Origin of the sequence: Cyanobium sp. WAJ14-Wanaka, assembly GCF_024345375.1 — a bacterium.
Classification (GTDB): domain Bacteria; phylum Cyanobacteriota; class Cyanobacteriia; order PCC-6307; family Cyanobiaceae; genus Cyanobium_A.
In genome coordinates, this window is sequence record NZ_JAGQAZ010000004.1 from 87,340 (window position 1) to 97,911 (window position 10,572).

General features: G+C 61.4%; 14 protein-coding genes and 1 rRNA gene. 12 read left to right on the forward strand and 3 right to left on the reverse strand.

From position 1 onward, the window contains the following. Positions 1-118 precede the first annotated feature (118 nt). The 12 genes from KBY49_RS11500 (at position 119) to KBY49_RS11560 (ending at position 8,888) form a co-directional block, all read left to right on the forward strand. Complete coding sequence (locus KBY49_RS11500; RefSeq protein WP_254934985.1) at positions 119-367, forward strand: hypothetical protein; 249 nt, start codon at positions 119-121, stop codon at positions 365-367. Positions 368-407: 40 nt separating this feature from the next. Beyond that, the gene (locus KBY49_RS11505; protein ID WP_254934967.1) at positions 408-665 is read left to right on the forward strand and encodes a hypothetical protein; all 258 of its coding nucleotides are present in this window, start codon (positions 408-410) and stop codon (positions 663-665) included. Positions 666-912: 247 nt separating this feature from the next. Next, the gene (locus KBY49_RS11515; protein ID WP_254934968.1) at positions 913-2,664 is read left to right on the forward strand and encodes an ABC-F family ATP-binding cassette domain-containing protein; all 1,752 of its coding nucleotides are present in this window, start codon (positions 913-915) and stop codon (positions 2,662-2,664) included. A 133-nt stretch (positions 2,665-2,797) separates the two neighbouring features. After that, the gene (locus tag KBY49_RS11520) at positions 2,798-2,992 is read left to right on the forward strand and encodes a hypothetical protein (RefSeq protein WP_254934988.1); all 195 of its coding nucleotides are present in this window, start codon (positions 2,798-2,800) and stop codon (positions 2,990-2,992) included. Between the two features lie 81 nt (positions 2,993-3,073). Further along, complete coding sequence (locus tag KBY49_RS11525) at positions 3,074-3,280, forward strand: hypothetical protein (protein WP_254934969.1); 207 nt, start codon at positions 3,074-3,076, stop codon at positions 3,278-3,280. A gap of 205 nt (positions 3,281-3,485) precedes the next feature. Further along, on the forward strand, positions 3,486-3,764 hold the full coding sequence (locus KBY49_RS11530) for a DUF2973 domain-containing protein (RefSeq protein WP_254934970.1): 279 nt from the start codon (positions 3,486-3,488) through the stop codon (positions 3,762-3,764). Positions 3,765-3,851: 87 nt separating this feature from the next. Next, on the forward strand, positions 3,852-4,235 hold the full coding sequence (locus KBY49_RS11535) for a hypothetical protein (RefSeq protein ID WP_254934971.1): 384 nt from the start codon (positions 3,852-3,854) through the stop codon (positions 4,233-4,235). Further along, positions 4,213-6,786 (forward strand): ATP-dependent helicase HrpB, encoded by a 2,574-nt coding sequence (hrpB, locus tag KBY49_RS11540; RefSeq protein WP_254934972.1) that lies wholly within the window; start codon positions 4,213-4,215, stop codon positions 6,784-6,786. The genes KBY49_RS11535 and hrpB overlap by 23 nt, the downstream gene beginning before the upstream one ends. A 50-nt stretch (positions 6,787-6,836) precedes the next feature. Then, positions 6,837-7,013 (forward strand): hypothetical protein, encoded by a 177-nt coding sequence (locus KBY49_RS11545; protein WP_254934973.1) that lies wholly within the window; start codon positions 6,837-6,839, stop codon positions 7,011-7,013. After that, positions 7,010-8,158 carry an exodeoxyribonuclease VII large subunit gene (xseA, locus tag KBY49_RS11550; RefSeq protein ID WP_254934974.1) on the forward strand — a complete coding sequence of 383 codons (1,149 nt, stop codon included), beginning with the start codon at positions 7,010-7,012 and terminating at the stop codon, positions 8,156-8,158. The genes KBY49_RS11545 and xseA overlap by 4 nt, the downstream gene beginning before the upstream one ends. Before the next feature lie 16 nt (positions 8,159-8,174). Next, positions 8,175-8,408, forward strand: a complete 234-nt coding sequence (xseB, locus tag KBY49_RS11555) for an exodeoxyribonuclease VII small subunit (protein ID WP_254934975.1) — start codon at positions 8,175-8,177, stop codon at positions 8,406-8,408. Between the two features lie 84 nt (positions 8,409-8,492). After that, positions 8,493-8,888 carry a DUF2834 domain-containing protein gene (locus KBY49_RS11560; RefSeq protein WP_254934976.1) on the forward strand — a complete coding sequence of 132 codons (396 nt, stop codon included), beginning with the start codon at positions 8,493-8,495 and terminating at the stop codon, positions 8,886-8,888. Here the strand turns inward: KBY49_RS11560 and KBY49_RS11565 are convergent. The 3 genes from KBY49_RS11565 to rrf all read right to left on the reverse strand — a co-directional run bounded on the left by KBY49_RS11565 (position 8,885) and on the right by rrf (position 10,436). Further along, positions 8,885-9,265: a hypothetical protein gene (locus KBY49_RS11565; RefSeq protein ID WP_254934977.1), complete on the reverse strand. Its 381-nt coding sequence runs from the start codon at positions 9,263-9,265 to the stop codon at positions 8,885-8,887. The genes KBY49_RS11560 and KBY49_RS11565 overlap by 4 nt on opposite strands. Beyond that, positions 9,249-10,136 carry a YihY/virulence factor BrkB family protein gene (locus KBY49_RS11570; protein WP_254934987.1) on the reverse strand — a complete coding sequence of 296 codons (888 nt, stop codon included), beginning with the start codon at positions 10,134-10,136 and terminating at the stop codon, positions 9,249-9,251. The genes KBY49_RS11565 and KBY49_RS11570 overlap by 17 nt, the downstream gene beginning before the upstream one ends. A gap of 183 nt (positions 10,137-10,319) precedes the next feature. Then, positions 10,320-10,436, reverse strand: a 5S ribosomal RNA gene (gene rrf, locus KBY49_RS11575). Positions 10,437-10,572 lie beyond the last annotated feature (136 nt).

Below are 10,572 nucleotides of genomic sequence, written 5' to 3' on the forward strand. Positions count from 1 at the left end.
ACAGAGATGCGCAAGGGTAGTATCCACGACTATGATTGAGCCATAAACGCCCGCCAACCCTGGAGGCCATTCCGTGGCACGCACCCTCACCCCAGCCGTCAAAGCTTCTGCCCCCGCCATGCGCAGCCGCAAGCGCACCAGCACCGAGCGCAGTGATGTGCTGGTTTCAGCGGTGATCAGCACCTACCTGCTCACCCACCTGCACCACGTGCTGCAACGGGCCGAATACGGGGCCGACCAGGAGGGGCGCCAGGCCCTCGCCGCCAACTATGCGGAGCTGCGCAAGGTGCTTTGCCTCGACGCCCGCAGCATGGAAGATGCCTCCGCCTGGGGTACGCCAGAAAGCGAAGCAGCTGTTGCCGCCTGAGGGCAGGCTTAATAGGGTTGGCCAGTCCTGGCCCCCTTCCATGCCCGAGCTAATCAGCGACGCTGCCCAAACCGGCAACGCCGCCGCCCTCTACGGCCACATCAGCTCCGATAGCGAGCTCACCCAGGCGCTCTTTAGGCAGGCCCTCCAGGATCCCAATGGGGCCCTGGAGCGGATCGTTGCCATCGGCGAGCAAGTCGGACTATCGGTCACGGGCGATGAGGTGAAGGCCCACATCGCCTCCCTCGATGACAGTGCCAGCAAGCTTTGGCTGCTGAAGGCCCGCGGGGGCCTCTGATGTGCGGGGGCGCTGGGCAGGCCTGCCCAGCCCGCCGCCCTGGGCCCAACTGAAGAAGAGCCAGTAGCTCACGATCGCCAGACCGGCGGCCACCACCAGGGCCGCCACCTGCTCAATGCGCTTGATCATGGCTGCCGCACCGGTTTGCGTGGTTTGAGTCTGCCCGAAGCCCTAAAAAGCCGAAAAGGCCAACAGGGATGATGGGGTTCGGCTGATAACAGCCCCCTTCGCCACTCCGTCAGGCTCCGTGCTCCGTCTCGAACGCATCGGCAAGATTTATCCCACCGGTGAGGTGCTGCGAGATGTCACCTGGGAAGTTAAAGCCGGAGACCGGATTGGCCTGGTAGGGGTCAACGGGGCCGGCAAATCGACCCAGATGAAAATCATTGCCGGCCTGGAGGAACCCAGCAGCGGCCTGGTGGTGCGCCAGGGTGAGCCCCGCATTGCCTACCTCCAGCAGGAGTTCGATGTGGATCCCGAGCGCAGCGTGCGCCAGGAACTATTCCAAGCCTTCGGTGAGGCCGCTGAGGTGCTCGACCGGCAAAAGGCCGTAGAAGATGCCATGGGCAGCAACAGGGCCGCCAGCGACCCGGACCATCTCGACGAGCTGATCCATGAATTGGGTCACTTGCACAGCCGCTTTGAGGCTCTACACGGCTACGAACTGGAAGCCCGAATCGATAAGTTGTTGCCCACCATTGGCTTCAGTGCCGAGGGGGCGGAACAACTAGTAGGCGACTATTCGGGCGGCTGGCAGATGCGCATTGCCCTGGGGAAAATCCTCCTGCAGGAGCCCGACTTACTGCTACTCGATGAACCAACCAACCACCTAGACGTCGAGACGATCCAGTGGCTGGAGGGCTACCTGGTGGAGCAAAGCGCAGCTTTGGTGGTCATCAGCCACGACCGCACCTTCCTGGATCGGATCTGCAACCAAATCGTGGAAACCGAGCGCGGCATCTCCCGCTCCTACCTCGGCAATTACAGCGCCCACCTGGAGCAAAAAGCCTTCGAGCGGGAAGCCAACCAGGCGGCCTTCGACCGTCAGCAAAAGGAGCTGAGTAGCCAACAGGCCTACATCGACCGCTTCCGGGCCAGCGCCACCCGCTCCACCCAGGCAAAGAGCCGGGAAAAATTGCTCGACAAAGTCGAGCGGCTCGAGGCCCCCATGGAGGGTGTGGGCGGACCACGCTTTCGCTTCCCCGATGCACCCCGCTCCGGGCGATTGGTGGCTGAAATCAGTGACCTCAGCCACAGCTATGGCGATCAAATTCTGTTTCTTGGCGCCGAATTGCAGGTGGAGAGGGGCGATCGGATTGCCTTTGTGGGCCCCAATGGGGCAGGCAAATCCACCCTCCTGCGCCTGGTGATGGGGTTAGAGCAGCCCGATGGCGGCCTGGCTGGCCTGGGGGAACACAACGTGGTGGCTGGCTATTTCGAGCAAAACCAAGCCGAAGCCCTCGACCTCTCCAAAACCGTTATTGACACGATCTTTGAGGTGGTGCCGGATTGGACCCAAACCCAGGTGCGCTCCCTACTGGGCAGCTTCTGCTTCAGCAATGAATCGGTCTTCAAGGAGGCCGGCAAGCTCTCCGGAGGCGAAAAAGCAAGGCTGGCCCTGGCCCTGATGCTGCTGACCCCCTGCAACCTGCTGGTGCTCGACGAGCCCACTAACCACCTGGATATTCCGGCCAAACAGATGCTCGAAGACGCCCTGATCGACTACGAGGGCGGAGCGCTGCTGGTCTCCCACGACCGCTATTTCATCTCAAGGGTGGCCAACAAAATCGTCGAGATTCGCGAGGGCGAGCTGGTGCCCTATCTCGGCGACTACGCCTACTACCAGGAGAAGAAGGCCGAAGAGGCTGAATTGGCCGTGACGGAGCAGGCCGAGAAGGCCAAGGCCGCCAAGCAGACCGCGAACCGCCAAAAGCAGCAGTCAAAAAAGTCGGGCCAGAAGACGGGGCAGAAGTCGGTCCCAAAGGCTGAGGCCGCCTAAAGCCAGCTGGGGCAAGGGCTAAACCCGCCGCGCCTACACACAACTTCACGGATTGGTAGTAGCAAACACTTATTTGACTGGTGTCAAGCGCTTGGTGTGCATAGCCTGACAACAACAACCCGCTCCGAAGGCCATGACCCGCTTTTCAGGATTCGCCAGCAGCTCCGCCGCCGGCCACAATTCCGGGTCCGCGAGCATGGCCCAGCCGGCGGCGGCGGAGTCCAACGGGGATGCCATGGAGGATTACTTCGAGTGCATCACCACCTGCTCCCTGGACGACGGCATCTGTATCACAGAATGCGTAACCGCCTTCCGCGAGAAGAACTAAGGCGCCCTGTCGCAACCGCTACGACATGAACTGAAACACTTTGTATTGTTTGGTCAGTTCGTCGCCACCGCGAAGATCGCCATGACCGAACCACTCGCCCTCAGCCTCGGCCAAAAATTTGAGCTTGAGCGCATGAGCCGGGCCATCGACTCCACCGCCGACCTCAAAACCCTCCAGGGCCTGGCCAAGCAGTTGCTTCAGGCCTGGCAAAGCCAGAGGGCGGCCACCGAATGGGTTATGCGCCAACAGCTGGGCTACCAAGCCACCGTTTCGCCGCCCCTGACCTAGCGAGATCGAGGGGGGCTTAAGCTTTGTAAAGTTTATTATCAGGCCATGGACACCGGGAGATTGCTTCTTGCATTTCTTGCATTCGGAGCAGCCTGCACAACCCTTTGGGCCTGGATGCTTGCCAACGCCGGCAGCCCCTCAACAAACCAGGTCGAGTCATGATGGTTGCGGCCATGTCCCCCCAGCTGGCGGCCGCCCCGAGGCCATGAACGCCTTCCTTTCCCAAATCCTGCCCCTGCTCTACGGCCTCAGCTTTTTGATCCTGCTCTGGCAGGCCTTCAAGGTGATGGCCCAGGGCTTCAAGGCAGTGCCAAGACCCGGCGACAAAGTCACTGGCCCCACTGGCCTGGATCGCACTGGAATGGTCACCATCCACCCCGAGCTGCTGGATGCGGAAGGTCAGATCACCCAGGAAGATCTGCTCACCGTGCGCTTCAGCGGCGACAACGAGAAGTGGGTCCTGCCCAAGGAAAGCCCCGATTAATCCTTTCCCAAAAGCAGGGATCCTGATCAAGCTGGATGGCACTCGATAGGCTCTCTAATAAGCAACTGTGTTTGTCGAGGATTGACGGTGGATCAACGGACCAAAATCGTGGCGGCTGTGCTCAGTACCCTCAAGCTGCCGCCTCGTTTTCGGCTCAAGCTCGTCAAGGATGATCCGATCCGCCTCGAGCTCAGCATTACGCCCGCCTACGGCAAGGAGCCAATTCTCGTGGGAATTGTGGAGTCCCAGGACCTGGTGGCCCGCAGGGATCGGGAAGGCCGCGTCCCCAGGGACCTGCAGGGCACCTGGGACTGGACCGTGCGCCACGGCAAAGTCAGCACCGGTGGCTGGAACCCCTTCATGAAGGAAGCCCTGCAAACCATGTTTGAAACGGGCCTGCCCGCCATCGTCTACGAAGAACTGACCGGCGAGGCCTACCACCCAGTAGATGGCATCCGCCACGTGCGCTAGCCACCGGGGTCAGCCCCTACCGATTGATCGGCTGCTGGGCGATCTGCAGGCGGCCCTAACGCCTGGCTCGACCCTGCTGCTTCAGGCACCGCCTGGGGCAGGTAAAACCACCCGAGTGCCCCTTGCCCTACGCGCACAACTCGACGAACTCGGGCTAGCTGGGGGCAAGATCTGGATGCTCGAGCCCCGGCGTTTGGCCGCCAAAGCGGCCGCCCAGCGGCTCGCGGCAGAGCTGGGCGAACCCCTGGGCCAGGGCGTTGGCTACAGCGTGCGACTGGAAAGCCGCACCTCCGCCGCCACCCGGATTGAGGTTCTCACCAGCGGCCTGTTTCTACGCCGCCTGCAGGCCGATCCCAGCCTCGAGGGGGTGGCCTGCCTGATTTTCGATGAATTCCACGAGCGCGGCGCCGACACCGACCTCGCCCTAGCCCTGGTGCGCCAGGCCAGGGAACTGCTCAACCCTGAGCTGCGGCTGGTGGTGATGTCTGCCACCCTGGATCTGGAGCCCTTAGCCCGCCAGCTGAGTGATGCCCAGAGCTTCAGCAGCGAGGGCCGCAGCCATCCCGTGGCCATCGCCCACCAACTGCCAAGGGAGGGCGAGCGGCTCGATCAACAGGTGCTTCGGGCCCTGGAGCAGGAGTGGCTTGGGGATCGGCAAAGCCACGAAACCGTGCTGATCTTTTTGCCTGGCCAAAGGGAAATCCAGGCCTGTCAACGGGCCATCGAAGCCAGGGATTGGGGGGCGGCGATCGACTGTGTGGCCCTCCACGGCAACCTGCCCCTGGGCGCCCAGAGCCAGGCCATTGCTCCAGCCAAAAGTGCTGCCGGCAAGGTGGTATTGGCCACTTCGATCGCCGAAAGCTCCCTCACCCTGGAGGGCGTGCGCCTGGTGATCGACAGCGGACTCAGCCGTCGCTCCCGCTTTGATCCCGGCACGGGCATGGATGGATTGGTGACGGTGCCGGCCAGCCTGGCCAGCGCTGAGCAGAGGGCAGGCCGGGCGGGGCGGCTGGGGCCAGGCCGCTGCCTGCGGCTATGGAGTCCGGCGGAGCAGGCGCGGCGGCCCAGCTTTGATCCCCCAGAGCTATTGGAGGCCGATCCCCTGCCCCTGGCGTTGCAGCTGGCCGCCTGGGGGGATCCCCTTGGCAGCCAGCTCGACTGGCTGGACCCACCAGCCCCTAGCGCCCTGGCAGAGGCCCGAGGGCTGCTGGGCCAGCTGGGTGCCCTAGACGAGCAGGGCACGCTGCTGGCCCACGGCAAAGGGCTGGCCCAACTGGGGCTCCATCCCCGACTGGCCCACATGCTGCTGATGGCAGCCCCCAGGGGCTGGCTGAATCTGGCCTGTGAGCTGGCGGTTTTGCTCAGTGAGCGAGACCCCCTCAGCCGCGGCGATGCCGGCAGCGACCTCCTACTTCGCCTCGATTGGTTGCGCAGGCAACCTGCCCGCTCTCCCCAACGGCAACTGCAGGAGCAGTGGCAACGCCAGGTGCTGGGCAGCCAGGGGCTGGGCAGGCACGGGCTGGGCAGGCAGGGGGAGCGTCGAGAATCAGGGCAACCAGAACCGGAAGCAGAAGCCGCAACCGCCGCCCTGCTGGTGAGCTGGGCCTATCCCGAGAGGATTGCCTTGGCCAGGCCCGGCAGCCCGGGGCGGTTTTTGATGCGCAGTGGCAAGGGTGCCCTGCTGCACCCCAACGATCCGCTGGTTTCCTGCGAAGCCCTGGCGATTGCCAGCGCCGATGGCCAAGGGCGCGATGCCCGCATCAACCTGGCCCTGCCGATGGATCGCAGCGAAATAATCAATCTGGTGCAGGCAGAGGGGTTGGATTGGGGCGCCCAGGCCAGCTGGGACGAGGACCTGGGCCGGGTTCGCTGTGAGGAGACCCTGCAGCTGGGGGCCCTGGTCCTGGAGCGGCGGCCCTGGAAAGGGGCATCCGGCTCCCTGGTGCTTGCAGCCCTGATTGAGGGAATCCGCGGCCAGGGGCTCAGCTGCCTCCCCTGGAGTGCCAGCAGCCGCCAACTCCAACAGCGCCTGGCCCTGGCCCATCAACACCTGGGTGATGCCTGGCCCGATGCCAACCCCGAGGCCCTGCTGGCAAACCTGGAGCACTGGCTCGCTCCCCACCTAGACGGCTACCGGGCCCTCACTGATTTGGCCAAGCTCAATTTGGCCGAGGCCCTTTGGGGGGATTCGGATTGGTCGCTGAGGCCCCAGCTGGATCAACTGCTGCCAACGGCCCTCACCGTGCCCTCCGGCCGCCGGGTCGAGCTCAACTACGACAGCGGACAGCCCGTACTGGCCGTGAAATTGCAGGAGCTATTTGGGTCCAAAAGCAGCCCCACAGTGCTGGCGGGCCAACTGCCTGTGACGGTGCACCTGCTTACCCCGGCGGGGCGCCCGGCCGCGATCACCCAGGATCTGGCGGGCTTTTGGAGCACCAGCTACCCAGCCGTGCGCAAGGAGTTGCGGGGGCGATACCCCAAACATCCCTGGCCAGAGGACCCCAGCTCCGCGGTTGCGACCGCCCTCACAAAGGCCCGGCAAGCCAGTTAACTAGCCCAATCCCGCAGGGGGCCAGAATTGCTGAAAACAGCTCCCCCAGCTTGGCCCGTTTTTACGTCAACAACCGCCGTGATGGCTCCCGGCTTCTCAGCAGCGCCCTGGTGATTACCTGCATCGGACTGGTCCGCTTTGACCATCCCGCGGGCAGATTCGTGGCAATAGTGGCTGGCTTGGTGAGCCTTTACTGGTGGCTTGGCTACCGGCAACTGAGCCAATGAGGAGTGGCGCCAGCTCGGCCATTCCCCACTACAGCGTCAGCGAACTAAACGGCGCGGTCGCCACGCTGCTGGAGAGGGGCTTTGCCCCACGATTTCTGCTAGACGCCACCGCCATCAAGCCCCAGCTCAAAAAGGGACACCTTTGGCTAACCCTGAGCGACGGTCAGGCATCGATCTCCGCGGTGGTCTGGGCCTCCCAGCTGGGCAAGCTCAGCTTCATGCCCAACGACGGCGACGGCATCGTGGTGGTGGGCAAGCTCAACTTTTGGGCTAATCGGGCCTCTCTCTGCGTCCAGGTGCTGGAGATCAGGGCCAGCCTGGGCGGGGTGTTGCGCCAATTTGAACGGGTGAAGGAGCTGCTGGATGGGGAGGGCATGCTGGATCCAGGCCAAAAACGGCCCCTACCTGCCCTTCCGAATCGCATTGCCCTGCTGACCAGTGTGCCCAGCTCAGCCCTGGCCGACATGCTGCGCACAGCTAAGGAACGCTGGCCGGCCACATCCGTGCTGGTGGTGCCAATCCCTGTGCAGGGTCAGGTTGAGGCCACCATTTGCCGGGCCATTGAGCAGGTAGGTGGCAGGGCTAGGGCCCTGGGCATCGAAGCCCTGGTGCTGGCCCGGGGCGGCGGCAGCAGGGAGGATTTGGCGGTATTCGACGGGGAAGCATTGGCCCGCTGCCTACTCGCATGCCCCATCCCCGTGGTGTGTGGTCTGGGCCACGAAGACGACACCACCGTGGCCGACCTCGTAGCCGACTACCGCGCCGCCACCCCCACCGCAGCCCTGGTGGCCGTGCTGCCAGATCGGGCCACAGCCCTGGCGGGAATCCAGCAGCTGCGCCAATACCTGCTGCAGATCCTGGCGCTCCAGCTCAATGGTGCCATAAGCAGCCTCAAGCAACTCCAGCAGCGGCTCAGCAACCTCCATCCGCTGGACCTGTTGAAACAACACCGGCTCAAGCTCAGCCACCAACGCCAATTACTTAGGGCCCTCTCGCCCCAACACCTACTGGCCCGGGGATTCAGCCTAGTGAGGGACCAGCAGGGGAGGCTGGTGCGCTCGGTCAGCCAACTGGAACTGGGAGATAGGCTGCAAATCCAATTAGATGATGGGGGAGTGGATGCCGAGGTCCGCCAAATCCAGTAAAGCCACAGCAAAGGATGTGACAGCCAGCCTTAGCTATGCAGAATCACGTACGGCCCTCGAGCTCACCCTCTCGCAACTGCAATCCAACGACCTAGACGTAGAAGCCATGGCCGGTCTATATCGCCAGGCAATGTCCTATGCGGACCGCTGCGAAGCGCTGCTCGAGTCAGTAGAGCAAGAGGTAAAGCTCTGGGACATGGACAAACCCGATTCCCCGCCAGAAACCTTCAAACAAGAAAGCCCTGCGTAACCAAGACCTGGTCGATAAGGCCCCGGGCAATAGCGCCCCAATAGCAAAAGATTCAACTGATAACACCAAGCTAAAACCAAAAGCATGAAGTCCAACCAAACCGCCAAAGAGCTCCTAAACCAAAAGCCCCAGCCCTGGCTGCAATGGCTCTATCTGGGCCTGGCGATCGCAGGTGCAGTACTTCCCTGGCTGGCAAATCTTGATTTCATTCGGGCCTATGGCAACACCTTTGACATCACCCAGTTCATCGCGCTAGCCAATGCCAACCCGGCAGCTCAATCACTCTCGCGAGATTTAGCCATCGGTGCTACGGCCGTAGTGATTTGGATTGTGCAAGAGAGCCGTAGGCTACAAATGAAGGGCCTACCCTGGGTACTTCTGTGCTGCATAAGCCTTGCCTTTGCCTGTGGCGCGCCACTATTTCTATATCTGAGGGAGAGGCGCCTACGTGAACTCTGGCTAAACAGCCAGGCCGACTAATTGCCGTCTGATTGGTCCATAACCTCCACCTCAACGGAGGAAACGTCAATGGTCGCGCTACTCGCATCAACGTCTTCATTTGAAGAAGCAGGACCCTGTTCCTGTCCAAGGACGGCGCCGCAGGAAGGACATTGGGCCGATCCAGCACTCACAAATCCACAGGCAGGACAGGGCTTGAGCCGGCTCTGCAGCACCTTCCAAGCCACCAATCCCCCCACCCCCAGCAGTACTGGCAGGAGCAGCACTGTCAGGGTGATGCCGCCCAATAAATCAAGCAGTAGGCGACCCGCAGGGCCAGGGGCGAGCAACAGCAGCCCAGCCAAGAGGATCCAAAGCCATGGGATGGGTCGCTGCATGCCGTCAGGATGGCTGGACATTCACCATCCTCATCCCCCGAGGTCGCTGGTGCAACACAAACGACAAACATTGGGCGTAGTAAATAACCACGCCAATCAACCAAACCCACAAAGTAAGTACTAATACGCCCCCCACAACCCCATAGGCCTGGAAGCGCAGACCAAGGGCCAACAAAACTCGGCCAAGCAAGACGTTGATAAAGGTGACTGAAAGAGCCATCCAAACCGCACCAGGCAGCAGGATTCGCCAGGGGATGCGGCGCGAGGGCAAGGCCCAAAGCAAAAGCCAGGAGGTGAAAAAACAGAGTGAAAGCGAAATCAACAAATCAAGGCCCATCGAGACGGGGCGATGGAATGCAAATGGGAACTGAAAAAACTGCACAAACCAATCCCGCAGTGGAATGGAACCCAGCATTCTTCTGCTGGCAAACAATTGGTCAAAGGTAATAAGGCCAGAGATTAGACAAATCAGGCCGATTGCCTTGAGTCTAAATTGCACAAATCGCACCACAATCTGCTGCCAGGTCAGGGATTCCAGCCCCTGGGGACGGTTCCACCAGAGCCGATCAGCACCGCGCTGGAGGGTGAGATAGGCATTGCTGGAGGTGAGTAGTAGGGCCAAAACACCCAAGAGGCCAGCACCGAAACCCTGCCTAGTGAAACGAATTAAGGTGGCCGAAAAAATAGCTATTGCCGATTCTGGAAGCACCTCGGCTGCCCAACCTATTAGGCGCTCATTTAAACCGACATTAGTTCCCAACAACTGGGAAGCCAAAGCGAGGGCAATCAACAGAACCGGGAAAAATGATTGCAGCCCGTGGTACGCGAATGCGGCACTGAGATCAACGCAATCGTTACGCAACCAAAGACGATAGGCACGCCAAAAGGGCACAAGGCGGGCCCCAGCTCGTACAAACAATGGGGGCCGACCTCAAAATGATTTAACCAGCCTAGGTCCAAGCCCTAAACGCAGGCCCAATCCAGACCCAGACCCAGACCCAAACCCAACCTAAAAAAAGGCACAAAAAAAGCCGCCCAGCGGGCGGCCTTTTTATGTCCTTACGGATGAAGTTTTACCTGGCATCGAGCTATTTTCTCAGGGGGCTACCCCCCAAATATCGTTGCCGCTGCAGCGTTTCACAACCGAGTTCGAGATGGGTCGGCGTGGTTCCACTGCGCCATGGACACCAGGATAGATATTATCTCCTTAAAGATAATACCTAGTCTTCATCCTCAGGTTTGAACCCTGAGAACTGCATAGACTAGAAAAGCTCTTACACTCTTCATCTGGAAACAAGCTATGTCATCTCTGACACCTTAGAGCCTGA

Bases quoted from the DNA above. Each gene is read 5' to 3' on its own strand.
- KBY49_RS11520 (WP_254934988.1), top strand. From the start codon at position 2,798: ATGACCCGCTTTTCAGGATTCGCCAGCAGCTCCGCCGCCGGCCACAAT.
- KBY49_RS11560 (WP_254934976.1), top strand. From the start codon at position 8,493: ATGAAGTCCAACCAAACCGCCAAAGAGCTCCTAAACCAAAAGCCCCAG.
- KBY49_RS11530 (WP_254934970.1), top strand. From the start codon at position 3,486: ATGAACGCCTTCCTTTCCCAAATCCTGCCCCTGCTCTACGGCCTCAGC.
- KBY49_RS11565 (WP_254934977.1), bottom strand. From the start codon at position 9,265: ATGTCCAGCCATCCTGACGGCATGCAGCGACCCATCCCATGGCTTTGG.
- KBY49_RS11500 (WP_254934985.1), top strand. From the start codon at position 119: ATGCGCAGCCGCAAGCGCACCAGCACCGAGCGCAGTGATGTGCTGGTT.
- KBY49_RS11525 (WP_254934969.1), top strand. From the start codon at position 3,074: ATGACCGAACCACTCGCCCTCAGCCTCGGCCAAAAATTTGAGCTTGAG.
- hrpB (WP_254934972.1), top strand. From the start codon at position 4,213: ATGGCATCCGCCACGTGCGCTAGCCACCGGGGTCAGCCCCTACCGATT.
- KBY49_RS11505 (WP_254934967.1), top strand. From the start codon at position 408: ATGCCCGAGCTAATCAGCGACGCTGCCCAAACCGGCAACGCCGCCGCC.
- xseA (WP_254934974.1), top strand. From the start codon at position 7,010: ATGAGGAGTGGCGCCAGCTCGGCCATTCCCCACTACAGCGTCAGCGAA.